Origin of the sequence: Streptomyces sp. NPDC048291, assembly GCF_043201715.1 — a bacterium.
GTDB lineage: Bacteria > Actinomycetota > Actinomycetes > Streptomycetales > Streptomycetaceae > Streptomyces.
The window spans coordinates 96,428-120,889 of sequence record NZ_JBICZC010000022.1 but is presented as its reverse complement, the minus strand read 5'-3'; the positions used below and the strand labels follow the sequence as shown (position 1 = coordinate 120,889).

Here is a 24,462-nt window from a genome sequence, read left to right as displayed (position 1 = left end):
CGCCGGCCCTCAGCGCGCCGGTTGCCCGGAACTGGTTCCAACAAGGATGACAATTCAGCGAAGGTTGCAAGAAGCGTGACCATTTGCTTCCAACATGCGTGTCCCGCGCGGGGTGAACCACCAGGTCATCGCGACCTCTCGGTTCCAACTACCGCGTCCCGGCACATCGGGTACATCGCTGGATTTGAGACCACTCGTCAGCAGCCGCGGACCGACCACAACTGATGATGCGCTGACGGACTGCCAGGCCCTCGTTGCCGAACAGGCGGGCCAGAGTCGCTGGACCATCCTTGGAGCTGGCATCGGCGACCACGTCGATCAGTTGGTCGTAGTCGGGTCCGATCTCGCCCTCGTACGCCTCGGTCGGCACCAGCGTCATCGTGCACGCCGGGCGCGGTGAGATCGCCGACGCAATCAGCACGCATCACTGCAACCCCGGCCGCTTCCCGGACCCCGAGCTGACCGCCCTGACCGCGACGACGGACCCGGCCACCGTGCTGGGCGGCGCGGGCTTCGTGATGCTGTCCATCCCCGCGCACAGACCGTGCGGACCAACCTCGCCACATGGGCGCCACACATCGGACCCGACACCGGCCGCACTGTCGATGTGATCTCCGCAGATGGCGGGTTTGTCCAGCTACCTGCCGCTGTCCCGCGCGGCACACCGGCCTACCTGCCCATCGGACAAGAGCTACCCACTGCCGGCCTTGGCCGTGGAGGACCGCGCCTTCGCTGATCGGGCTGGGCCGATACGGCAACTCTGATTCACACTGCAGCAATCATGACGTCTCGTCAGCTTCAAGAGTGCTTTGCCCGCATCCCTACCGCAGGCAAGTTGCCGGGAAAATGCGGTTTGCCCTTCGGCTGGAAAATGCCGCTACTCGACAGCTCTATCGCGCGGTCACACCCCTGTTCCGATGCGTTGAGGCAGCTCCTGCGGCTCAAAGCTCTGCCGTACGGTGATGCGATCAAGCCATTTACACAACCAGGAATACATTCACAGGGAAAGCGGTTGCCCTGGGGGGCTACATCAACTTAGGGTCATCGGCGTACTGCTGAGCGTATCTGTCAAAGGCAGGATGTTTCATGTCGCAGGTTGCCAAGTCCTATGCGTCGCCCATCGAGAACAATGATGGCGAGAGCACCGTCGCATTCTTAAGCCAGTCATGACGGGGCAGAACCAAGCGGATGCAGACGGGCCGGGCGCCAGCGAACTCCGGGGTGCCCGGGGGCGCTTAGGCGGGCTGTTGGCCGCGCTTCCGCCGCGCGGACCGCAGCGGCTTTTCGCCTGGGTGCTTCTGGTGAACTGGTTCGGTATTGCCCTCCTACTCACCTCCTCCGTCCTGTACTTCACGCGAGTTGCGCACCTGTCGGCCGCCCAGGTGGGTGTGGGTCTGACGGTGGCAGGGCTCATCGGAATGACCGCCGGCATCCCCGTGGGTGACTTGGCTGATCGGCGGGACCCGGGAACGGTGCTGCGGGCCACGATGTTGGTGCAGGCCGTCGCCACCTTCGCCTACCTGTTCGTGCACAACTTCATCGCGTTCATAGTGATCTCAGTGGTGGACTTGCTCGCGATGAGCGCATCGCTGGCAACCGCAGGGGCGCTGACGCGGCGGGTAGGCGGGCATGATCTCGCTGAGGCCACCCGATACCGCGCGATCACTCGGGTGATCATGAATGTCGCAGTCTCCTTCGGCTCGGTGGTCTCCGCGATCGCTATCGGCCTGGATACCCCGGACGCCTACCGGGCGCTGCTGCTCGGCAACGCGCTCAGTTATGTACTGGCTTTGGTGATCGCCAGGCGGCTCCCGCGCTACGCGCCGCTGCCCAAGCCAGCGAAGAGTAAGCGCTGGACAGCCATTCGTGACGTGCCGTTCCTCGCAGCCACCACCCTCAACGGTGCCATGACCCTGCAGATGTCGGTGCTGATGCTGCCTCTGCCGCTCTGGGTGGTCGACCATACGCACGCGCCTCGGTGGACCGCCTCCGTTGCGCTGGTGATCAACGCGATCATCGTCGCGTTGCTGCAGGTGCACATCGGCAAGAAGGTCCCGACTCTGCGTCAGGGCGGGCGCGCGCTGCGCCGGGCCGGACTGTACTTCCTGGTGAGCTGCTCTGCGATTGGGCTGGCGGCGGGGCTGCCGAAGTGGGCAGCATTCGCGGTGCTGTGCGGAGCCGTCATCGTGCACTCGGTCGGTGAGCTGTGGCACGCCTCCGCCACCTTCACCCTGGAGTTCGGCCTGCCCCCGGCGCATGCGCAGGGCCAATACCAGGGACTGGCCGGCATCGGCAGGGACGCGGCCCGAGCCGCAGCGCCAGCAATCCTGGTCGGCGCCGTACTGAGCGCGGGGCGCGGGGGTTGGATTTGGCTGGGCATCTTTCTCGCGCTCGCTGGCCTGCTGGGTCCGGCCGTCACGCGTTGGGGCGAGCGCACCCGGCCGCCCGATGCAGAAATGTCCAGTGCGGACGTGACCCCAGGGCGTGCGCCGGAAATGAAAAGCTAATCAGGGACAGAGCGGTCGCGAGGCGGTGTTCTCGCCGACGTTCGTTGTGCCCCACCCTTACCTACGGCTCGGCAAGCAACTGGTGCCGATATAAGACGACTTTGGTGTGCGCTGAGTTCCGGATTTGAGTCAACGCGCCCATCGTTGGACCTGCCGGAACCGGATCAACTACGAGGTGGGGTTGGCCAAGCCGACTCCGAACCCGGGATGCCTCGCTATCAACGCGTGCACACGATATCCCCGAATGCGATGGGGATGAACTCTATTTCCTTTTTAGGATACCTGCAGCCACCCCATCCTCCGATTCCGTCTGCGCGGTTCCCTTTCAAGTAAAGGAATGCATACACGTGTCCATAGAATGGCCCGACGTTCACCCGACGGGGTTCAGGGCGTCTACGAGCAGATAACCGACACTGCGGCGTGTCATTCCGCCGAACTCGCTGTCGTACACGGCGATATTGCGGTGACCTACGAGGAACTCATGGGCCGCGTCCGCGAGCTGCAACACCGCTTCGAGTCGCTCGATCTCCCGCCGAACTCGGCCATCGTCGTTCAGCTGCCGCGTGGCATCGAATACATCGTCGCGGTGCTTGCGACTCTGGCACACGACTGTCACTTCGTGCCGGTCGCGGAGGGCGAGCCGGAGGCGCGGGTCGCGGAGATCGTCGGTCGGGTTCATGCCGTGGCCCGCGTGAGGCTCTCGCCCTCGGGGCAGTCCGTCGTCTCGCGCCTGAGCGACGCGGGTCCGCTTCAGCGAGAAGCGCCGGGGTTCGCGTACATCCTGCACACGTCGGGAAGCACCGGCCGGCCCAAGGGGGCGGCCCTCTCGATGACCGCGCTCACCAATCTCCTGAGCTGGTACGGCGAGCAGCTGTCCCTCACTCCCGATGCCCGCTTCGCGCAGCTCTCGCGCCCGTCCTTCGACTTCTCCATCCCCGAGATCTTCCTGCCTCTCGTACACGGCGCTCGGATGATCATTCCTCAGCGCTCTATCGACAGCGGCCTGATTCAGGTCACGGAGTACCTGATCGAGCAGGGCGTGACGACGCTTCAGCTCGTGCCCACACTGCTGCGGCCGTTTGTGAACCTGCTGAACGCGGTTCCGCCCATGGCGGACCGACTGAAGTCCATCTCGACCATCGTCTGCAACGGCGAAGCCCTTCCTGATCCACTCCGGCAGGACGTGTCGCGGGTGCTCCCGACTGCGACCCTCGTGAACTCCTATGGGCCCACCGAGGCATGTGTCGCGGTCACCTGGCACCGCTGCTCCAAGCGGCAGGAGACTCTGCCGAACATCATCGGAGCCCCGATGCCCAACGTGGACTTGTACGTCGTGTCCGCAGACCTCGAACCGGTTCCCACCGGAACCATCGGCGAGCTGTGGATCGGGGGCGCCCAGGTCGCGGACGGCTACGTCGGCGCCCCGGCCGAGACGCAGCGTTCGTTCTACGTATGCCCAGGAGACGGAGGAAAGCAGCCCGCGGACCGTGTGTATCGCACCGGTGACCTCGTACGTGCGCTGGACGACGGGAACCTGGAGTTCATTGGGCGCCGCGATCGGCAGGTGCAATTGCGGGGCGTACGGGTCGAGATCGGCGAGATCGAGGCCGCGGTCAAGGCAACGGGTCTGTGTGACGAGTGCCGGGTCACCGCAGTCCCCGGGCTGGCAGATTCGACTGCGGACGCACTGGAATGTTTCGTCACCCCCGCCACGGTCGACACCGACGAGTTGGAGCGGCAGGTTCAGTCGCGCCTCCCGAAGGACCGATGGCCTCGTCGCTTCCATGCCTTAGCCACCCTGCCGGCCACCGCGAACGGAAAGGTCAACGAAGCGGCACTGCTGGCCTTGGCACAGCGCTCGGGGCCGGGAGCGGACCCGGCTGTCGGTGCTCACGAGCACGGCACGCGGGAGGCACATCACACAGCCGCAGCCGAAACTGCGGAGGACGTACTCAAGGGGACTCTCGCAGGGCTGATCGGCCGCCTGCCGGCCGCGGACGAGACCCTGGCGAGCCTCGGCCTCGACTCGCTGGGACGTCTCGAACTGCAGGTCGCCACGGCCGACCGTGGTTACGTCCTGCCCGCGGAGCTCTGCAGCATGGAGTCGGCCGCTATCGGTGAAGTCGCCGCCGCCATGAGGCGGACCGAGCGCACGCCTGGGGCTCCCGGGACAGTCGGCCGCACCGGCGCCGATCTGGTGGCGCTCAAAAGCGAGTTGAGGCAAGTCTTTGACCAGGCATGCGAAGGCGATACCGAGTTCCTCGTCGTACAGAGTTCGCTGCCGGACTTCAAGAACGTCTCTCCGCACGATGCGCTCTCCATGCTGTTGTCCGAGATCGACCGCGTATCCCAGCGGATCACCGTGGCCCTGCCGGCCTACACCCTGTCCTTCATCGGCACCCGGACGGTGGATCTCACCCGTGATCCCTCCGAATCCGGCATGGCCTCCACGCATGTGATGAAGGCCATCGGGGGCCGCCGGACCCGGCACCCGGTGTACTCGTTCGTGGTCGTCGGCCCTGACGCCCAGGCGATCGCGGACATCGACTGGAGCGAGCGGTCGACCTTCGGGGATGACTCGGTCTTCGGGTGGTTCTCGGCAAGAAATACGAAATACATCCTCCTCGCCACGCACGCGTACGCACAGGTGCACAGGTCCGAGCACATGGCCGAGGTCCCGTACCAGTCCCACGTGTACGTGGAGGGCACGATCACCGACGCCGCAGGCTCGAGGCAGGGCGGCGCCTACGTGTATGCGAGAGATGTTCCGAACAGCCGCGATGCCCAGGTCTTCGGGGTGAACACGGACAGCATCTTCGACCTGGGCGGCGCCGCGGTTTCCCGACGGAATCTGGGCATGTGCGAGGCCGCCGTCATCGACGTGCGGGCATTCGAGGAGACCGCCGTACCGGCGCTCCGGAGCAACCCATACGCGCTGCTGCAGCCAGAACTGCTCGTCCCCGCCCAGGCGCTGGTCGCGGAACGCGCACTCGAGGAGAAGACCGGTCGACAGGCCGGCCGCCACCAGGACGCAACCAAGGAGGAAGTATGAATCCGACATCCAACGGCGAATTCGACGTGCTGAACGGCGCGCCGTACGGGGTCGTTGACGCGTGTGTCTCCGGCAGCCTGCAGGGCAACCCGGCCGCGGTCGTACAACTGGACCGCGACCTGCCGGATTCGACCCTGCTGCGAATCGCGCAGCTGCTGGACGAGCCTGTCACCGCGTTCCTGACTCAGCGAGCCGACTTAGGTAGCTACGACCTCCGGTGGTTCACCCGGAACTGCGAATTACGCATCTGCGGCCACGCCACACTGGCTGCCAGTGCGTGGCTGCTGGGGCGGCTGGGCGACGGCCAGCCCGTGGAATGGCACACCAAGGCCGGCGTACTGACAGCCGATCAGGCCGAGGGCAAGGTGCGGGTGAGCCTCCCCGAGACGACGCTGCACTCCATGGACTCCGAGACGACGCAGCAGCTGGCGGCTGCCCTGGGGGCGGACCCCAAAGAGTGCTACGTCGCGGGGGACGACTATCTCGCCGTACTGGACGCGGGCGAGAAGGTGATGGAATTCAAGCCGGACATAGCCGCCATCGAGCGCCTGGCATGCCGCGGGGTGATCGTGACGGCGGAATACCCGTCGATGACTGGGGAGGAGCTGGACTACGACATCGTTTCCCGGATGTTTGCGCCGAGGATTGCGATACCCGAGGACGAGGTCTGCGTTTCGGCGCACTTGGCGTTATATCCGTTCTGGACCCATCGGTTAGGGCGTCAGAGGCTGAAGGCTCTGCAGCCCTCTCCTCGTGGCGGCGCGCTGGAGCTCGAATCTCGCACTCGGGGGCGCGTTTCCGTCACCAGCGAGTGCCGCGTGAACACGAATGAGATATGGGGCACCGAAGGGGGCCGCTCTGTACGGGCGACCGTCTGATCGAATCTCGAACCATGGAATAGACACCGATTCCAACACGACGCTTGACGCTCACGAGAGCGCACCCACTGCTTCAATCCACGTGGAGGTAGAAAACCCATGAAGATTCTCATGGTTGGCTGGTACTCGGAACTCGGCCGTGACCTGATGGAAGATCCCGAAGTGTCCGTCACGGTACTCGAAGAACCGAGCCTTCTTTCCGATATCCCCTCCACGGTCTCCCGCGTCGAGGCCAGGTACCAGCAGGACTCCGATTACCAGGAGGTAGTCTCCCGGCTTTGGGAGACCACCCCATTCGACCTGGTTATCGCTGGACGCGAATATGGGGCATCGCCAGCACAGTGGCTGTGCGACAAGTACGCGCTCCCTAGCGCAGGGAATCTCGCCACCCAGGCGAGCACCGACAAGTCAATCCTGCGTCGCGTACTCGAGGAGGGCGGACTTCCGACCGTTCGAAGCGAACTCGTCCACACTTCAGCCGACGTGAAGCGCTTCTGGAACGGCAACCCTGTCGTCCTCAAGCCTGCCAACCGCCACGCCTCCATCGGAGTGGTCCAGATCTCTCATCAGGAAGAAATCGACCACGCCTGGCATGCTGCCACGAGCGCAGGAGAAGGCAGCGGAAGCATCGATCGCAACCTTGACTGGACATACATAATAGAAGACTGGGTCCCGGGCAAGGAGTATTCCGTTGAGTCGGTCTTCTCAGACGGGGAAACATTCCACAACATCACCGAGAAGACCGTGGTGGGTGGCGGGCGATTCACCCCGGTACGCCACGTCGTGCCTGCCCCATTGTCAACCACGGAATCTCAGGAGTTGATTGAAGCCCAGGTACTCCTGGCGGAAGTAGTCGGCATCAAGCGCGGTCTGATGCACGCGGAGTGGAAGAAGGACAGCTCCCAGTGCTGGCCGATCGAGTTTGCCGTGCGGTATCCGGGAGACTCGATTTCTCTGCTCATCCGAAAAGCGACAGGTATCAACCTGGCCCGCGCCTGGGTGGATGGTCTGCAAGGGAAGCTCCACCTCCCGGCGAAGAGGAGCACGAGATCAGCTGGGATAGCGTTCATTCAGCACCCGACTGGACGATACGTGAAGATTGACGGAATGCCGTCCCTGGATTCACCTGGCGTTATCGAAGTCGCCTGGACCGCAAATCCTGGCGAGCTCCTTCTCCCTCTGGACGATTCGAAGGCACGGGTGGGATCCATTACGGTCCAGGCAAACGATTACGCGAGGGTTGCCGCCCTCCTTGACGAGTATGAAGCCGGCGTCACTATCTCGGTTGAGCACCCATAATGGTCCGAGGCAACTGGGACAGATGCCTTACTTGTGCAAGGCGGTGTCAAAGTCCCCGCGCTCATTGACCTGCGCAGGTCACGGCCGCGTGATGGTATGTCGGTGACCTTCACGTGCTCATTCGAAGCTCCAGTTGACGGGTGGCGTTGCCCCAAGTCGACCTGTCCAACCGGAGCTTCGGTGTTGCCCGTGGCGGTGGCCCAGAGGTGACAGAGAGGGAGCGGACGGATGCAGTCGGATGATCCATCCCGGGGGTTACGGGTTGATCCCTGGTTCGGCCACTACGCGAAGCGGGCGGCTGGGATGGTCGCGAGTGAGGTGCGGGCGCTGTTCGCGGTGGCCTCGCGCCCGGAGATCGTGTCCCTGGCGGGTGGGATGCCGAATGTGTCCGCTCTTCCCATGGACGCCATGGCAGCGCTGATGGCCGACCTCGTGACGGAGCGCGGGCCGGTCGCGCTTCAGTACGGATCCGCTCAGGGGGATCCGAGCCTGCGCGAGACGATCTGCACGGTGATGGCCGAAGAGGGCATCGACGCGCACCCGGACGACGTGGTGGTCACCGTCGGCTCGCAGCAGGCGCTGGACCTCGTTGCCAGGGTGTTCCTCGACCCGGGCGACACGGTGGTCACCGAGGGCCCGACGTATGTCACCGCGCTGGGTACGTTCGCCGCGTACCAAGCCCGTGCCGTTCACGTCGACATGGACGAACGAGGCGTGCTGCCCGAGGCGCTGGCGGAGACGTTCGCCCGGCTGGAGCGCGCCGGACGCAAGGCGAAGCTGTTCTACACCGTCCCCACCTTCCAGAATCCCGCCGGGGTCACACTGGCCGCCGAGCGGAGGGCAAGCGTCCTGGAGGTGTGCCGCCGGGCCGGCGTGCTGGTTCTGGAGGACAACCCCTACGGCTTGCTGTACTTGGAGGGGGAGGCGATGCGGGCCCTGCGCGCAGACGCCCCCGCAGACGTCATCTACCTGGGGTCGTTCTCCAAGACCCTGGCGCCAGGGCTGCGGGTGGGCTGGGCGCTGGCCCCGCCCGCGGTACGGGACAAGCTGGTGCTCGCCGCGGAAAGCGCGATGCTGTCGCACTCCGCGTTCGCCCAGCTCGCCGTGGACCGGTACCTGCGTACCCAGCCGTGGCAGGAGCAGCTGAAAGCCTTTCGGGAGATGTACCGGGAACGGCGCGACGCGATGATCAGCGCCCTGGAGCAGTACATGCCGCCAGGGGTGTCGTGGACGCGCCCGGACGGTGGCTTCTTCGTGTGGCTGACACTTCCCGAGGGGCTGGACTCGAAGGCCATGCTGCCCCGGGCGGTCCAGAGCAGGGTCGCCTATGTGCCGGGTACCGGCTTCTACGCCGATGGCGCCGGCCAGCGGGCTATGCGCTTGTCGTACTGCTTTCCCCCGCCGGAGCGCATCGTCGAGGGCGTGCGGACCCTGGCCGAGGTGATCGGCACCGAGCTGGAGCTGTGGGAGACCTTTGGCGCTACCGTGCACCCGCACGGCCCAGGGCTGCAGACGCCGGGCCCGGACCACTCCTGACGCCCCCTGATTTCAGAGGAACGGATGAGCATGAGCGATATGGACTGGGTCGTCGTCATCGCCGGGGGTCTGTCACCGGAGCGGGAGGTGTCGCTTCGCTCCGGAGCGAGGGTGGCCGACGGGCTGCGCCGGGCCGGAGTCGAGGTGGAGCTCCGCGACGTCGGTAAGGACCTGCTGCCTGCCTTGGTGCAGGACCCGCCGGGCTCGGTCTTCTCCGTGCTGCACGGCATCGCCGGGGAGGACGGGACCATCAAGGAGATCCTGGAGCTGGCGGGCACCGCCTATGTTGGGGCCGGGCCGCGGGCGTGCAGAACCGCATTCGACAAGACCGCTGCCAAGGCGATCCTGGAGCAGGCAGGGCTGCGGACCCCGGAGTCGGTGACGCTGCCACGGCAGGCGTTCCACGACCTCGGTGCGGCGGCGCTGACCGCCCGGATCCTCGACCGACTGGGGCCCGATCTGTTCGTCAAACCCCGTGCGGGCGGCAGCGCGTTCGGGGTGAGCCGGGTGGAGTCCGCCGAGGACCTGCCCGAGGCCCTCATGGCGTGCTTCGCCTACCACGACGAGGCGTTGATCGAGCGGCGCGTGATGGGCACGGAGATCGCCGTGGGGGTGGCTGATTTCGGCGACGGGCCGCGCGCGCTGCCGGCGGTGGAGATCGTCACGGACGGCTTGTACGACTACACCGCCCGGTACACCCCCGGGGCGGTGACCTTCCACTGTCCTGCCCGTCTCCCGGACCAGGTGGCGCAGGAATGCGCCCGGGTGGCAGTCGCCGCCCACCAGGCGCTGGGGCTGCTGGACCTCTCGCGCACGGACGCGATCGTCACCCCGGCCGGGGAGGTCGTCGTCCTGGAGACGAACGTCGCCCCGGGGATGACGGAGACCAGCACCTACCCCGTGGCGCTGTCGGAGGCGGGCTACGACTTCGGCGTGTTCTGCCGCGATCTCGCGGCCCAAGCCGCCCGCCGGCACGGCCGATCTGGCTGACGACACGCGGCAGCCGCCGCGTCCCCTCAACTGTGGGCGCGGCGGCCGACGTGCATGCCACTGGTCCCGTCCGGCGAGCCTGTACAGCGTCACCAACGCCTCACGAGTCTCGCAACTCCTCGGGAATCTCGCGGCCCATGCCCCCGCGAAACCGGCGCCGCCTCATGGCACAAGCAGCCGCACACCAAGATCCACGACAGCGTCACGCTGTAGAGTTCGCCGAGTGCCACTTGAACATTTATCGACCGACCCCGCCCCGGTCCCTCTCGGCGCCAAGGTGGCGGTGATCGCACCCGCTGGACCGGTCCGCCCCGAACGCCTCGAACGTGGCCTTGAACTACTGCGCGGGCTGGGCCTGGAGCCCGTGCTCGGCCGACACATCCTGGGGCCAGTGCGCGGATACCTGGCTGCCGGAGACGCACAGCGCGCCAGCGACCTAGAAGAGGCATGGGCCGACCCGGACATCCGGGCCGTACTCTGCGCGCACGGCGGATACGGATCCGTACGCCTGCTCGACATCCTCGACTGGGAGCAGCTTGCAAAGGTCGCTGCCGACAGTCCCCCGAAGCCATTCGTGGGCTCCAGCGACATCACCGCCCTGCACAGGGCATTGGCGCTGCATCTTGGCGTGCGTACCTACTACGGCCCGGTCGTCGCCGGGCCGATTCTCGGCGAGCCAAGGCCATGCCCGCAGACCGTCCGCAGCTTCGCCGACAGCCTGTTCTCTCCCAGCAAGTCCTCCCAGCTATCCGGCGGCACCTGCATCGTGCCCGGCAAGGCTGAGGGGGGGACCACCGGTGGCACCCTCACTCTGATCTGTTCACTCGCCGGGGCCCCCGAGTTCCGCTCGGCCGCGGGCTCGATCGTCCTGTTGGAGGATGTGAAGGAAAGCCCTTACCGGATCGACCGGATGCTCACGCAACTCGTCCGAGGCGGCTGGTTCGACGAGGCTCGAGGCATCGCCTGCGGTTCCTGGGAGGACTGCCGACCCGCCGAGCAGATCGACGAGATCCTGTTCGACCGCCTGGGTGAGTTGGGCATCCCCGTCGTCACCGGCTTGCCGTTCGGCCATGGACCGACCCAGATGACCGTGCCTTTGGGAGCACACGCTGAACTTGACGCGACATCCGGCGTGCTGAGCTTGCGTGCCTAGTGCTCTGGCTACGTAGGTTCACCGAGTTGATCAGGCCGCGGGGGTGAGTGAGGGGGCGTCCGCCCCAGCAGATGCCCTTCTCGCCGCGGACGCGGGCCAGTTTGTGGAGGATCACCTAGATCGGGGCGCACCGTCGGGCCGTGCGGCGCGGATCGACTTCAGCGCGGCCAATTGCCCCCTTGACCGGCATCTAGGGAACCCGCCCCCGCCTGGGCTTCAGCGGCGTGGTCGGGGTCCGCAGGGGCAGGGGCGTGAAGGGCCCGGGCTGCGCGTAGTTGAGCACGTCATCGGTCAAGACCGGCATGGAGGAGGCCCGGCCTGACATCTGGATCTGCCCAGCCGGACGATCGCTGGTGGCTGCGATTCACCGACCCTCTTGCCGACGATGACCTCAAGGATGCCCGGGATTCGGCTTCACGCGCTGCTGCCTGCCGCCAAGACGGTCAATCTGCTCGGCGAGCCTGTTGGCGTGCTCGTGGAGTGCGCCGTGCAGGAGTCGGGCAAGACGGTCGGGCTCCCTGCTCGCGATGACGGGAAGCATGAGCTCAGAGGTGTCGAATCGGGCCCTTTTGATCTCGAAGGGGCGGACGTCCGGCCGGTTCTGGAGCATGGGGGCCCATTGCCATTCGCCCTGGGTGACCTGGGCCCAGATGATGGCCGATGCTGCCGTGTGACGTGCCCGGTCCCATCGGATGAGGTGGCTGCGGGTCGGCTTCATTTGCCGAGCGACCGTCTCGGTGATCTTCTTCCAGTCGTCGGGTGGGAGGGTCCAGTCGTGCAGACGGTCTCGGCGGTGCCGGTAGTCGATGCGTGTGCCGACTGCCGCGAGTTGGTCGGCGAGGCGGTCGAGGGCGTGTGCGTACTTTCGTGCGTTGTCGCCAGCTGACTGCCATGAGCGGAGTTGAGCACTCGTATTCATGCCCACGGAGGCGGGGAATCCGAGGTGGAGAGTCGCTTCTCGGCGGGTGCCGCCGTGTGCCATCTGCACCAGTCGGATGGCGGCGTCGCGGCGGAGAGGGCGGATGGGGGCACTGAGAGCTTGCAGGGGTTCCATCCAGGCATCGGGAGGACGTTGAGGGATCGCTGCGGCGTCCAGTTTCCCTTGGTGGCTGGCGGTCTGAGGGAAGAAGGCCAGGTAGTCGATGGTGACCGGGCGGAGGCCATCGAGGCGGGGCTTGAAGGCGGTGCGGAGACCGTCTGAGCAGTGTGGTTCCAGCCGAAGAAGCTTGCCCCGTCCCGGCCACTGCCTGGTGCAGTGGGAGATGAGGGCGTCGATGTGCTCGGCCCGGTCGGGACTTTCGAGGACCTGCCTGGCCAGCCGCATCAGGGCAGCACAGGCGATGGATTCAGGAGGGGGCGTGTCGAGTGTGCGAGCGACGTGGGTGACCTTCTTGTTTCGCGCGGTGAGACGTCGTAGCCGCTGATCGATGTCGGTATCGATGACATCCAGGTGAGCGGCTCGCGGAAGGAGTTGGCCGGCGGCGGGCCAGGTGCCGCAGATCAGCAGCATGGCCGCACGGAGGTCGGCGAACTGCTCGTGGGCGCTCACGGCCTGGTGTGGGCCGGTCGGAACTGTGACGAGGTCCAGCAGCTCCTGCTGTAGGTGCAGGACGTCGGGGGACGGGCGGATGGCCGGGCTGAGGTGGTGGTCGAGCCGGTAGCCGCAGGCGGGTGGCGGCCGGTTGATGTGATCACGATCGTAGATGCGGCTGCGACATTGTGCCGGGTGTAGGACCGTGGTCGGGTTGGGGATCAGTTGAGCTGGCCGCCAACGGCCCGCGGCCGTGATGCCGGCCGAGAATGCGGGATTGCCGCAGTCAGGACAGCGCCAGTCGAGATAGCGGTGGTGCAGCGGGCAGGCAAAGGCGATCGGAAGGCGCCAGATGCCCGGCCAGCAGGTGGTCATACTGCCGTGCTCTGGGTCACTGAGGCACTGGGGGCAGTACCGGCTGAAGCGGGTGAAGGACCAGCCCTCGGCCACGATCGTCTCGAACGTGCGCTTTCTTCCCAGGTAGTTGAGACGAAGAGGCGGGAATCCAGGAGCCTGCCGGTCCAGTGTCAGATCGTGTACTTCGGCGACGCTCAGGCGGCAGCTGCGTGCGAGAGCTTCGGCGGTTTCGGGGGCGAGTTGAATCAGGTGCCGACTGGGGAAGGTGACGCGGGAGGCTCCGAGCAGGCCGCAGTGCTCGGCCAGATCGAGCGGTTTGACGCTGAGCCGGTAGGACAGCCGCAGTAAGTAGCTGGGCAGGACCTCGCCGGGCATGGGGTTCAGGCTGCGCGGAAGGGGCCGGTGCCGCATGCTTCATCTACCGCTCTCGGCGGCGGGGCCGTGGTCGTCGAAGACCGTGGAGGGCCTGGGACGGGCGCCCTTCGTCGGCCGTCGTCTGCGGGCGACCGCGGTGGCCACTGGAGGAACGGCAGGGATCTCACCGGCGCCGGCATCACGTCCAGGAGCGTGGGACACGTTGATGTCGATGCCGTCGAGGAAGGATTCACTCAGGCACTCCTCTCCGCTGTCCATGGCCTCCTGGCAGCCGTCCTCGATCAGCCGTTCCAGCAGGCCGACCACCCCCTTGGTGCGGTCGAACAGATACTCCGGCATGCGCCCGTCGGTGAGCATGCCGCGCTCGGCCTTCAGCAGACGAAGCTGGTCTTCCAAGCCGGCCAGGTGCTGGACCCAGGCAGTGATCTGGGGTGGGGAGTCGTAGCGGAAGCGGTCGAGTTCCACCAGGTCGAACCGGCGCTCGGTCTGTGTCGGTTCCAGGCCGTGGGCCTTGGCCGTCTGGGAGGCGGGCAGATGCCACTGGCCGGTGCGCGGGTCCGGGCTTCCTTCCTGCAGCAGCCCCGAGGCGGGGATGTCGACTCCGATCAGGACGAGCGTGACGTGCATGCTCATGAAGGCACGGATGAGATCGAGAGTGTCCTGGTCATCCGCGCGGTGCATGCGAAGCCGGGTGATGTCGTCGAGGACCAGTGCCTTGGTGCCGTGATCGTGCAGGGAGGCGGCGACCTGATGGACCAGATCGGGCAGGTCCAGGTTCTTCGTCGGGGCACCGTAGAAGTTGAGGATGGCCTTGCACGTGCTTTTCGGCTTCGCGGTTACCGGCGTCTGGACGTAGGCGACCGGCGCGTAGAGATCACGTGCTCCAGGCACCGCGTCCGGGTTGAGGTGCTGGTGCAGCTCGCGCCACGAATCCTCGAAAGAGGCCGCGATCTCGCAGGCCGTTTCCGTCTTCCCCTGGTAACCACCGCCGGTGATCATCACTCCCGCCCGGGTGGACGGCTTCACCTTCAACGCATTGGACCGGATGCGCCCGTTCAGCAGCTTGGCGACCTTCCGGCTCATCGGGGTGTGCAGCAGGGGAAGATTGGCGTGAGTGGCCGCGCGGTGCAGGTCGTGGATCCCGCGCTCCCGGGCATTCAAGGCCCGCCAGGTGGCAAGATCGAGTCGCGGGGCGGGCACGAAGTCGCGCCGCGTGCGTCGCCACAGATCCCAGTCCTCGATCGTCTCGCGCATCGGCGGGCCCTCGGGCGGCAGGAACGGATAGCGGCCCACGGGCCTGTCCGGCATTGTCACGAGGAGCCTCCTGACGGCCCGATGCCGCCTGCGGAGTCCTCCTCGGCGGGCAGCAGAAACAGGTGCCGGTCCCGCAGGGCGTCGCCCAGCAGCGGCGGCGGCTCGGGCCGACGGGTGACCGCTGCCTCGCGGCGCCGGCGCCGGTCCTCCCGGACGGCCTTTTTCACCTGCTGGGACACCTCCGCAAGCCCGCCCACCGGGGCAGGCGGCCCAGCAGGCGGGCGATCGCTCCGAGCTGCCCGGGCGCGGGCCAACTCGCGTGCCCGCTCGGTTCGCTGGGCCCGGCTCATCTGGCTGGGCCAGGCATCGACCGGGGTGCGCGCGGACACCAAGTCCAGCAGCACCGGCAGGAGTTCGCGGTCGTCCTGGGGGACGAGCCCGGTCTGTGCCGCCTGGCGCAGGACTTCGCGTACCCGTGCGTCGGAGAAGGCTGGGACGTCCTCGTCGGCCGGAAGGCCGTTCCAGCGCAGGGCGTGCCACTGTCCGTCGGCGGGGTCCTCGAAAAACACGTCCCGGCAGTCCCGTGGATCGCGGCTGATCGCCCACTTACCGCGGTGCCGGCCACTGCGGCCCGAGGCGCGTCCCCGGTAGGGGCACAGAACCGGGGCGCGGGCGCCGTACCAAAGCCCGCCGATCTTCACGCCCCGGCGGGCGTCGATGTTCACGAAGTGCGCGGGCAGCAACTCGTAATACAGCTCCGGCTTCGGGATCTCCAGGCAGATCCCGTCCCGTGCGGCCGCGGCGGCGAACAGGGTGTTCGGGCTGTGCCGGCCGCCCGGGTCCCAGGCCGGGGCGTACTGGTCTAGGCGCCGGTTCTGCCACACCTTCACGATCCAGGTGGCGAGCAGGTGCTCCATTTCCTGGACCGTCCAGACCGCATCCCCCTCCGGGTCGACGCCCCGGTCCGCGACATCAACTCCCCGGTAGCCGAGCAGCAGTTCCAGCAGCAGCGACTGGATTCCGGCGAAGGCGCGCTCGCAGGCCGCTTTGTCGCTCGGCCGCATCATGCGGGCAGGCAGCAGATCGATCCCCAATGTCCGGGCGACCCGCACCAGGTGATGGTTCTTGTAGACGCTTCCGTGATCACTGGTGATGGTCTCCGGTGCGAAGAACGGCCGCCCGGCCACCGGATGTCCGGCGAACTCGGCCACCAGGGCAGCCGGTACACCGGGATAGGGCCACTCCATCTCGGGGCCCCAGCCCGGCCGCATCGGCAGCGGCAGCAGCACATCCCGCAACAGCATGGCCACCTCCACCGACGAGTCCGACACGGGAGTCAGCCGGAAGGCGACCAGGGAATGCGTATGGGCGTCCAGGGCGATGGTCAGATCCACCGAGATCGGGGCGGCGAACACGTCATCGAGCACCTTCACCGGCAGCGGAGTGGTGTCCAGCACCACGACCTGCCCGGGACGGCTGATCGTCACCCTCGCCTTGCCGGTCTCCAGCGCCGCCGAGCGGACATATCGCTGCCGAGCTCCCTGCGGCCCGAACCACTCCTTCCAGACCCCGGACAGCGTCGTGTAGTGCGGAACCGTCACCGCAGAACCGAACTTCTCCCGCACGTACTGGTGGATCATCCGCTCTTTGGTTTTCATGCTCAGCCGCGAGCGGTGCAGCGACTCGGCGTGGACAGCGTGAATGGCCTCGGCGACCTGAGGAGTGATCGACTTGTGGCCTCGTCGCGGCGCTGTCCACCGCCCGTCGGCCAGGCCCATCAGGCCGTGCTCCCGCTGCTCGACGGCCATCCGCCGCAAGGTCCGCTCGCTGACCGCCTCCAGCCCCAGCAGCTTGGCGTCCCTGCGGTCCAGGGCCCGTAGCTCGGCCACCTTGGCCCGTCGGCGCTCGCCCACCGTGGTGCGGGACGGGTCATACTCGGGGCGAGGCTCCCCCGGCAGCGGCCAAGACGGGCTCCCGCTGCGAAACCCGGTCTCCACCTCCAACAGGTGGGCCAACCGGATCTCGGCCCGCTCCAGGTCGTGACCATCAAGATCCTCGTGCCGCGGGCGCTGCCGGTCCGGGTCCATCACACCCTCCCGCAGGGATAGATCCACGAGCCGTCTCCCAACGGCGCGGCGAGATCCACCGCCAGCCGTCGATGCCAGAGCAGATGAACCACGTGCACCCGGGCGACTGCCGGGACCACGGTGGCCTCGACAAGTTCGCCCAGGCGCCGGGGACGCTCCGCGACCAGCTCCCGCAACCGGTCATGCAGCCCCAGCGGGTCCGTCAACGGACGCCGCCGGGCGGCCAACGTCTCCAGGCCCGTCATCACCTCACGGCGCCAGCCGGTCACCACCGAATACCGCCAGCCCGCCGCCTCCGCGGCCTGCCGGGCGGCAGCGAACCGGAGCACGTCCCGTTCCTTGACCAGTTGGGCGGGACGGACGTCCAGCAGCCAGCCGTCCCCGCCACTGACCAGCAGGAAGTCCGGGATGTGCTCCCCCTTGCCGTCCTTCGAGGAAAACCGCAGACGAAACGGCTGAGACAGCACCTCGTCCGCAGCGGCCACGAAGTCGACGGCCAGCAGCAGCCGGCGCTCGGCCAGGCTCTCGAAGCCATGCATCCGACCCGTGGCCTGCATGTACTTCAGCCCAGGCCGGTGACGCTGATCAGCCCGCCACGCGAACCGGCGTACCGGCACCGTGACGCTTGCCGGAACAGCAGCCAGCTCGCGTACCGCACAAACGACATCGGCGTCCGACGACTTCCACACGGCACTCCACTGCCGTGACCAGCCCTCGCCGACCTCCAACCGCCCAGCAACCTGCTCATCCAGCACGTACGGCGCGATCAGCTCATCCAGCCCGCACACGTGCGACCACACCGGCCCGCAGGGCCCCGACGAAACCTTCACTAGTCCAGCACACCCGCTGAACTCGGTATCACGGTCGATTTCACCGAAACCGACATCAGATGTACGAACTGATCGTTATTCTCCGGCCAACTGTGACGCTCAAAGTGGCCAACTGGAGCGCTCAGTCACAACCGCAAGGAGCGGGACGGCCCTGATTCAGCGGCCGGGAATCACGAGCGTGACCTGCGTCTCACTTTGCATTTCGATCCTGTACCGGCGGCTGCTTCTCGGCGGAAGGAGTGAGGCCGGAGACCGTCCGGCCCGGAGAGGCAGTCATGCCACACCCGTTCCACCTCGTGCTGCTCGCGGCGATCGTCGTCCTCGCGGCGATCGCCCTCGCTTCGCTTGCCGTCGATGCCGGTGACGATCTCACCGAGCACCAGGCCCGCGTTCTGTGCGCCACGTTGAAGGCGATCGAGCACGTCGCGATCGCCTACGGCACCGCCCTGGCCGCCCAGGACACGCCACTCACGGTGATCATGAAGACGGTGATGCCCCTGCTGCGGTAGGGCTTCTCCACGTGCATGCAGCCCGTCGTGGTCGGAGTCTGAGGCTGTGGACTTCCCCGTCGATGTCGCGCTCGCCGAGTTCGTCCCGACGCTGCCGGTCGGGACGGGCTGGCGGTACGAGATGAAGTTCGACGGTTCTCCAGACACTTGAAGTTGTCTCATCCGAGTGACATCGCGGCATCTCCCAGCACACCTCCGACTGGCACCGAAAGACTGCACGTTGCCAGAGTGGTGACGCTCGCCTGTGGGGTTACGTGCATCTGTTCTTCACCGACCAGCGGAAGGTCTGGAAGGTCGGCCAGGTCGCTGGATTGAGTCAGGCAGAGTTGTCAGCTCTGTTCGCCCGGCGTCTGGTGCCTTCGGGTACGCCGATCCTGCTGGATGAAGCGATGCGCCCGGTCGAGCCGGTGTCGTCGTGGTTCCGGTCGCTGGCGCTGGAACGCAAGGACGCGAAGACGATGCGGTCGTACGCGTACTCCGTGCTGATGCTGCTGCACTTCCTGCTGGCCCGTGAGAGGGATCTGCAGTCGGTCACGGAGACAGACCTTCGGGAGTTTCGTCTGTGGCGGCAGGACGAGGCGGAGGAGGTGGTCGGTGACGCCGCCTGGGACCGGGACTGGGCTGCCATCGAGTCTCTTTACCGGTATCTGATCCGGATCGGTGTCGTCACCCGGCAGCCCTGGCGGGCGACACCGCAGCGTGACAACCTCGCCAGCAGAATCCGCCCTGACCTGCGCGTCCGGCATATGGAGCTTGACCAGTACCTCTTCCTGAGGGACGTCGGATTCGGAGGACTGACTCCGGGCGCCGGACTGGATGTCTCGTTCCGGGGCTGGCGGCCCCACCGAAACCGCGCCGCCTGCGAGCTGGCGCTGATGACGGGGATGCGGATCCAAGAGTGGTCCACCTTGCTCCTGCCCGAGCTCGGTCTGGTGGATGGCCGGCGGCCGGCGTTCGCGGACGTCGAACTGAAGGCTTGCGCCAAGTTCGGACGGCCGCGCTCGGTCTATGTCGCACCGGACCCGATGGAACTGCTCGATCCCTACCTGCTGCTCGAACGTCCGGAGATCGTGGCGAAGGCCCAACGCTCACTTCGACGGCGGCACCGAGAGCTGTTCGTGATCCAGAGCCTGGAGGCCGACGGCACGAGGGTCCGCGGGGTACTCGACGGCCGGACGATCACGCGCACGGTCAAGAACATGAAGCCGGACCTTCGGCGTCTGGCGGTGGTAGAGACCGGTGACGGCCTCGATCCGCTTGCGCTGTTCATCGGTCAGGGCGGCAGGATGCTCACCTTCTCGGCTTGGGACAAGATCCGCTGGAGGGCCTGGGACCGGATGAAGGCGTGGGCCGGCGACCGGCACGCGCCGGTGCTGCCCAGGCGGTGCTGGGTCTACCACGACCTTCGACACACCTTCGCCTTGCGACTTTTGATCTTCCTGACGCGCGAGGCCCTGAACGACGCCGAGGACCAGGGACTGCCGATGTCCACGCTGCTGGACCACATGACCGGCAATCCGCTGCTGGTGGTCCAGCGCCGCCTTGGCCACGCACACCCGTCGACCACCTACCGCTACATCCGCTACCTGAAGGACCCGATGCGGGAGGTCGATGACGCCTTCCGCGAGTGGACGGCCGCCGGCGGCGCCTCCTACATCACGATCGCCCGCACCCTGATGGACTTGGAGGACGCTGGCCATGCCCCGACGCGGACACTACACCCGTGATTTCCCCGCTCCTGTTCCTCGCCCTGCGGCCCCGGCCCGGGTCGGCGTCCGCGAGGTGTCGACGGTCGACGGTCAGGGCCGCCCCCGGACGGTGACGTTCGATCCGGCACGCTTCGCCTGCGCGACGCTGGCCGGGGAACTCGCGAACGAGTGGGTGGAGTTGGTGGAGGACGCCCGTTACGGTCCGACCTCGGCGACGCACTACCGGCAGACGATCGAGGCGTTCTGCAAGCATGTCGATGCCACTGTTCCCCAGCCGCATCGGGCGAGTCTGGCGGGCACCGAGCCGGACCTGCATCACGCGGTGACGGAATGGGTCCGTCTGCTGCCCTCCCGGCACAGGCCCGGCTCGCGAAGTCCGTCCTGGCACGCGGGTCGGCTGAGGACGCTGATCGGGCGGCGGTCGCTCCACGCCGAGCGTGTGGTCGCCGGGCACATGCACGGCTGGCTCGAAGGGGCCCTGGGACTTCGCCGGGGGGAGACCACTGAGCTGGACGAGTTCTCCCGGGCCGACAGGAAGAAGATTGTCCAGGCCGCCTGGGCCGCCCGCTTGGACGTCGAGAGACGCCTCGCTCGCGGCTGGGAACTCTCAGCCCGCGGCCGTGATCCGCGCGAGGGCGGCTGGGCCGAGGAGGCCAACCTCCTGTGGGCGATCGCCCACGATGCCCTGAACTGCACGGAGATCAGCAAGGCCCTGCCGTCCTGGCGGGACATGCCGCCGAGCCTGCGGCAACTGGCACCGGCCGGCACCCAGCCGGTCGCCGCCAAGGTTGCTGTCGTCAGGGGCCTGGTGAGGCAGCTGTTCCTGCACAACTCCGATCTGCAGGCTTACCGGATCTTGCTGATAGCAGCCACGGGCCGGGCCCCGGAGGAAGTGGCCGCGCTCACCGAGCACGACATCGAGTTCGGCTCCTCCAGCGTGACCATCGACTTCAACAAGGGCCGGGCCCGCGCCCGAATGCGCCAGGCGTTCAGCACACCGGCACCGACGAGCCCAGCTCTGCTGCACCCGGCCCGGCCGCGGCTCGACGCCGGGGAGATCTGCCGTCGGCTGCTGGAACTGAACAGGCCGTTGGCCGAAAGGTTCGGTATCTCGCCTGTCCCGCTGTTCCTGCGGGCGGCAATGTTCTGGCCACAGGTCACACCCGCCAGGCTCGACCGGACGTCGACCTTCGCCGGCTGGCTGCAAGAGCGAGGGCTGTCCGTCGACGGACAGCCGGACATCCGGCGCCTGCGCAAGTCCAGCAAGGTCGAGAAGGCCATCACCTTCAAGGGCCGCGTCAGCGACATCGCCGACGACCATTCGGTCCAGACCTTCCACCGCCACTACGCGCACGGCACGACCTTGAAGGTGATCGCCGGCAGCGTGATCACCGCAGCACAGACGCGCTGGCTCGACAAAGCGGTGGCCGGTCCCGTCGTGCTGGGCGAGGAAGCCGAGCGGTCGCTGGGCCAGCCGGGTTCTGCCGCCGCCCTGGGGCTGTCGGAGGAAGAAGTGGAACAGCTGCGCACCGGGCAGCTCGACATGGGAGTCTCCAGCTGCAGGGACCCCTTCGCGTCTCCCTACGGACGCGCCGGCCAGCTCTGCCCGGTCGCTCCCACCCGCTGCCTCGAATGCCGCAACGCGTTCGTACTGCCCTCGAACCTGCCCCAGCTTCTGCTCTTCTCCGACCATCTCGAACGCCTGCGGCTGCGGCTGTCGCCTCAGCTCTTCCACACGCTCTGGGGACAGAGCCGCGTCAACGTCACCGAAGCGGTCAAGGTCCGCACCGACGCAGAGATCGCTCAGGCCCGCCGCCAGATCGCCGACGGCACGGCGGCACTGCCTCTCCCCCTCTCGGCACACGTGGAGTTCGACGCATGACCAGCCGCCTGCCGCTCGCCCTGCCCGTCTCAATCTTCCGGGACGACGAACCCGTCATCCAGTCCCACCCCGTCCTGGAAGGCGCCTGTCCGCCATTGTTCGGCAACACCGGCTGCTGGGACCTGAACGGCATCGTCCGCAGGGCCCCGAACCTGGCTGCCGCCGGCTTCCGCGTGATCTTCCGCGAGCTGGACCCGCAGTGGAATCTGCTGGCCCGGGAGATGGCCATGATCTGGTTCAACCCGCGCCACCCAGCCGTACTCGCCCGCGGGCTGCATCTGCCACCCGACCCAGTGGCACCGCACACGGTCTCCCAGCGCATCGGACACCTGCGAGCCCTGCACGCCTACGGCATCTCCCAGCAGCTTCCCCCATGGGTCGGCGACTGGCGCGACGACGACTTCAAGACCTACATCGAGCACCGCTGCCAGCAGGGCGAAGCGGCCAGCGCCACCGGACACGTCCACGTGATCAAGACCCTGCACCGTTTCCGGGGAACACTGGCCAGCAGCGGGCTGGCACGTGATCCCTGGCCCGGCACCAGCACGAACGCCGTCGTCAACCACCCCACCGTCCCCGAACTGAAAACCCCTGTGATCCGGCCGGAGACATGGTTCCCGCTCGTCCGCGCTGCATGGGCGTACATCAACGACTTCGGCCCCGACATCCTGCGCGCACTCGATCACTGGAGCGGTCTCCAGGACGAAGCCCTCCCACTGTCCACGGCCGAGGCGGACACCCGCTTCACCGCGTGGGTCGCCGACCCCGGCAACAGGGTCCCCGTGCACCAGCTCGCAGGGAAACCGACGGTGAACTGGCAGCTGCTGACCTTCCTGATGGGGTTCGAGTCCCGCAAGATGGCCTTCTTCACCAAGCAGAAGCGCATCGGCCTGGCCCGCCGGGCAGTCGCCGAACGGCTCGTTGCCGAGGGCCGCATCCGTACCAGTCTGATCGACGGACTGTGCGAGGTGACCAGGCCGGATGGCAGCCGCGGCGCCTGGCACGACAGTCTCCAGCCCCGCGAACTCGCGGTGGAGTGCCTGGCCCTGCGCAATGCCTGCTATGTCTTCGTCGCCGCGCTGTCGATGATGCGTGACTGCGAGATCCGCGAGATCACCAAAGACGCTCTCACCGAGTACTTCGGCACCCCGGCAGTGAAGTCGGTCAAACGCAAGCTCGATCCCGACCTGCCCACCGCCCACTGGTGGATCATCGCACCGGTTGCCCAGGCCATCGAAACGGCCGTGCACCTGTCGATGAGCGACACCCTCGCCTTCGCGGCGGTCACCCCGCGCTTCCACGGCAGCGGCTTCACCAGCCAGACCGCCATCAGGTGCTTCATCCAGCACGTCAACCGTCACCGGAGCGTCACCGGTCTCGCCGAGATCCCTTCCAGCAAGGTCACCCCGCACATGTTCCGCCGGACCATGGCCATGCTCACCCGCGACTATCCCGGATCGGAAATCGCTGTCGGCATGCAGCTCAAGCACGCAGCCACCCGAGCCCTGGCCAACCGCTGGACCCAGGGCTACATGGATCACGACCCCTCCTGGGCCCGTCTCCTCACCACCGCCATCGCCGAACGCCGCCTCCAACGGCTGAGGGACCTCTTCGACGCCGACAGCCGCGGCGAGGCCATCGGCTTCGGGCCCGGCGCTGACCAGATGCGTTCGGCCTTCGCTGCCGTCAGGGAGAAGGCCGAAGCCCTCCGAGCGAACGGAAAGGCCCAGCGAGGGGACGTTCGCGTCGAACACGGCCTGCTCAAGCGCACGCACCTGTCGATCCGGTTCGGAAAGCTCAACCACTGCACCCTGGACGAGAACAACCCCGTCGGCGCGAAGTGCCTGGAAGACACCATCGTGCCCCCGGGACACCGAGGGCCGCTCATCGATCGTTGCCAGCCCGCACGCTGCAGCAACAGCATCATCGCCCCCGAACACCTACCGATCTGGAAGGCCGAGCACGATTCGCTGAGCCGGCTCCGTGACCAGCCACGGCTGCCCCCGAACCGCCGAGCTGCCATCGACGAACAGATCCGTGACGTCGAACTCGCCATCAGGAAGGCAGACGGCGCATGAGCGAGGCCCCTCGGCCCAAGGTCTCCGCGCGGGCTGAGAAGGCACTGCGAGAAGCTATGGAACGACTTCTCACCGGCCGACCGTCCCGCACCGACGGCAAGCTGACGAAGAACAACCTCTGGCGGGAGGCCGGCATCAGCCGAGCCACCATGAACCGCGCCACCGACGTGCTCGCTGACTGGGACGACCACATCGGCCAGAGCCCGGCAAGTCTCCACGACCAACGGCAAACGCAGGAGATCGCTGACCTTCGCCGCCAGCTCAAGAACAACCGGCAAGAGCGGCAGAAACTCCAGGACCAGGTCGACGCAGCCGCTACCGTCATCGCCGTCTTGCTCGCGGAGAACGCAGCCCTGCGCGAGCAAGCCACCAAACAATCAGCCGTCATCATCCCCCTCGACCGCACTCACTTCATTACGGAGTGAAGACCCCTTG

17 protein-coding genes are annotated in these 24,462 nt (G+C 67.0%); 13 read left to right on the top strand and 4 right to left on the bottom strand.

Features of this window, described 5'->3' with window-relative positions; translation table 11 throughout:
• Nucleotides 1-380 precede the first annotated feature (380 nt).
• The 8 genes from ACGF5O_RS45110 to ACGF5O_RS45075 all read left to right on the top strand — a co-directional run bounded on the left by ACGF5O_RS45110 (nt 381) and on the right by ACGF5O_RS45075 (nt 11,415).
• The gene (locus tag ACGF5O_RS45110; protein WP_393815747.1) at nt 381-611 is read left to right on the top strand and encodes a hypothetical protein; all 231 of its coding nucleotides are present in this window, start codon (nt 381-383) and stop codon (nt 609-611) included.
• A gap of 555 nt (nt 612-1,166) precedes the next feature.
• Nucleotides 1,167-2,507: an MFS transporter gene (locus tag ACGF5O_RS45105; protein WP_393815746.1), complete on the top strand. Its 1,341-nt coding sequence runs from the start codon at nt 1,167-1,169 to the stop codon at nt 2,505-2,507.
• A gap of 337 nt (nt 2,508-2,844) precedes the next feature.
• Nucleotides 2,845-5,559: an AMP-binding protein gene (locus ACGF5O_RS45100; protein ID WP_393815745.1), complete on the top strand. Its 2,715-nt coding sequence runs from the start codon at nt 2,845-2,847 to the stop codon at nt 5,557-5,559.
• Complete coding sequence (locus tag ACGF5O_RS45095; protein ID WP_393815744.1) at nt 5,556-6,437, top strand: PhzF family phenazine biosynthesis protein; 882 nt, start codon at nt 5,556-5,558, stop codon at nt 6,435-6,437. Before ACGF5O_RS45100 ends, ACGF5O_RS45095 begins: the two co-directional genes overlap by 4 nt.
• Nucleotides 6,438-6,536: 99 nt before the next feature.
• Nucleotides 6,537-7,736 (top strand): ATP-grasp domain-containing protein, encoded by a 1,200-nt coding sequence (locus ACGF5O_RS45090; protein WP_393815743.1) that lies wholly within the window; start codon nt 6,537-6,539, stop codon nt 7,734-7,736.
• 228 nt (nt 7,737-7,964) lie between these two features.
• The gene (locus tag ACGF5O_RS45085; RefSeq protein ID WP_393815742.1) at nt 7,965-9,272 is read left to right on the top strand and encodes a PLP-dependent aminotransferase family protein; all 1,308 of its coding nucleotides are present in this window, start codon (nt 7,965-7,967) and stop codon (nt 9,270-9,272) included.
• A gap of 30 nt (nt 9,273-9,302) precedes the next feature.
• Complete coding sequence (locus tag ACGF5O_RS45080) at nt 9,303-10,262, top strand: D-alanine--D-alanine ligase (RefSeq protein WP_393815741.1); 960 nt, start codon at nt 9,303-9,305, stop codon at nt 10,260-10,262.
• Nucleotides 10,263-10,485: 223 nt separating this feature from the next.
• Nucleotides 10,486-11,415 carry an LD-carboxypeptidase gene (locus ACGF5O_RS45075; protein ID WP_393815740.1) on the top strand — a complete coding sequence of 310 codons (930 nt, stop codon included), beginning with the start codon at nt 10,486-10,488 and terminating at the stop codon, nt 11,413-11,415.
• 391 nt (nt 11,416-11,806) lie between these two features.
• Here ACGF5O_RS45075 and ACGF5O_RS45070 read toward each other — a convergent pair whose 3' ends face one another.
• From ACGF5O_RS45070 to ACGF5O_RS45055, 4 genes are read right to left on the bottom strand one after another with little or no spacing between them, the layout of a single operon-like run.
• A complete protein-coding gene (locus ACGF5O_RS45070; RefSeq protein WP_393815739.1) occupies nt 11,807-13,714 on the bottom strand; it encodes a TniQ family protein in 1,908 nt (635 codons plus the stop codon).
• Between the two features lie 3 nt (nt 13,715-13,717).
• Nucleotides 13,718-14,986 carry an AAA family ATPase gene (locus ACGF5O_RS45065; protein ID WP_393815781.1) on the bottom strand — a complete coding sequence of 423 codons (1,269 nt, stop codon included), beginning with the start codon at nt 14,984-14,986 and terminating at the stop codon, nt 13,718-13,720.
• A gap of 2 nt (nt 14,987-14,988) precedes the next feature.
• Entirely contained in the window at nt 14,989-17,046 is a 2,058-nt protein-coding gene (locus ACGF5O_RS45060) for a transposase (RefSeq protein WP_393815738.1), read from the bottom strand.
• On the bottom strand, nt 17,019-17,849 hold the full coding sequence (locus ACGF5O_RS45055) for a TnsA-like heteromeric transposase endonuclease subunit (protein WP_393815737.1): 831 nt from the start codon (nt 17,847-17,849) through the stop codon (nt 17,019-17,021). Before ACGF5O_RS45055 ends, ACGF5O_RS45060 begins: the two co-directional genes overlap by 28 nt.
• A gap of 275 nt (nt 17,850-18,124) precedes the next feature.
• Here ACGF5O_RS45055 and ACGF5O_RS45050 point away from each other — a divergent pair, with 275 nt between their 5' ends.
• From ACGF5O_RS45050 to ACGF5O_RS45030, 5 genes are all read left to right on the top strand, one after another.
• Nucleotides 18,125-18,358: a hypothetical protein gene (locus ACGF5O_RS45050; protein ID WP_393815736.1), complete on the top strand. Its 234-nt coding sequence runs from the start codon at nt 18,125-18,127 to the stop codon at nt 18,356-18,358.
• A gap of 254 nt (nt 18,359-18,612) precedes the next feature.
• Nucleotides 18,613-20,085, top strand: a complete 1,473-nt coding sequence (locus ACGF5O_RS45045; RefSeq protein ID WP_393815735.1) for a tyrosine-type recombinase/integrase — start codon at nt 18,613-18,615, stop codon at nt 20,083-20,085.
• Nucleotides 20,086-20,245: 160 nt separating this feature from the next.
• Nucleotides 20,246-21,949 (top strand): hypothetical protein, encoded by a 1,704-nt coding sequence (locus ACGF5O_RS45040; RefSeq protein ID WP_393815734.1) that lies wholly within the window; start codon nt 20,246-20,248, stop codon nt 21,947-21,949.
• Complete coding sequence (locus ACGF5O_RS45035; protein ID WP_393815733.1) at nt 21,946-24,027, top strand: hypothetical protein; 2,082 nt, start codon at nt 21,946-21,948, stop codon at nt 24,025-24,027. Before ACGF5O_RS45040 ends, ACGF5O_RS45035 begins: the two co-directional genes overlap by 4 nt.
• Before the next feature lie 56 nt (nt 24,028-24,083).
• Nucleotides 24,084-24,452, top strand: coding sequence for a hypothetical protein (locus ACGF5O_RS45030; RefSeq protein WP_393668042.1), 369 nt, complete (start codon nt 24,084-24,086; stop codon nt 24,450-24,452).
• Nucleotides 24,453-24,462: the final 10 nt, after the last annotated feature.

Excerpts from the sequence above, each read along its gene's own strand:
- ACGF5O_RS45105 (WP_393815746.1), top strand. The coding sequence starts at position 1,167 with ATGACGGGGCAGAACCAAGCGGATGCAGACGGGCCGGGCGCCAGCGAA.
- ACGF5O_RS45100 (WP_393815745.1), top strand. The coding sequence starts at position 2,845 with ATGCATACACGTGTCCATAGAATGGCCCGACGTTCACCCGACGGGGTT.
- ACGF5O_RS45095 (WP_393815744.1), top strand. The coding sequence starts at position 5,556 with ATGAATCCGACATCCAACGGCGAATTCGACGTGCTGAACGGCGCGCCG.
- ACGF5O_RS45090 (WP_393815743.1), top strand. The coding sequence starts at position 6,537 with ATGAAGATTCTCATGGTTGGCTGGTACTCGGAACTCGGCCGTGACCTG.
- ACGF5O_RS45085 (WP_393815742.1), top strand. The coding sequence starts at position 7,965 with ATGCAGTCGGATGATCCATCCCGGGGGTTACGGGTTGATCCCTGGTTC.
- ACGF5O_RS45080 (WP_393815741.1), top strand. The coding sequence starts at position 9,303 with ATGAGCGATATGGACTGGGTCGTCGTCATCGCCGGGGGTCTGTCACCG.
- ACGF5O_RS45070 (WP_393815739.1), bottom strand. The coding sequence starts at position 13,714 with ATGCGGCACCGGCCCCTTCCGCGCAGCCTGAACCCCATGCCCGGCGAG.
- ACGF5O_RS45065 (WP_393815781.1), bottom strand. The coding sequence starts at position 14,986 with ATGCCGGACAGGCCCGTGGGCCGCTATCCGTTCCTGCCGCCCGAGGGC.
- ACGF5O_RS45050 (WP_393815736.1), top strand. The coding sequence starts at position 18,125 with ATGCCACACCCGTTCCACCTCGTGCTGCTCGCGGCGATCGTCGTCCTC.
- ACGF5O_RS45035 (WP_393815733.1), top strand. The coding sequence starts at position 21,946 with ATGACCAGCCGCCTGCCGCTCGCCCTGCCCGTCTCAATCTTCCGGGAC.
- ACGF5O_RS45030 (WP_393668042.1), top strand. The coding sequence starts at position 24,084 with ATGGAACGACTTCTCACCGGCCGACCGTCCCGCACCGACGGCAAGCTG.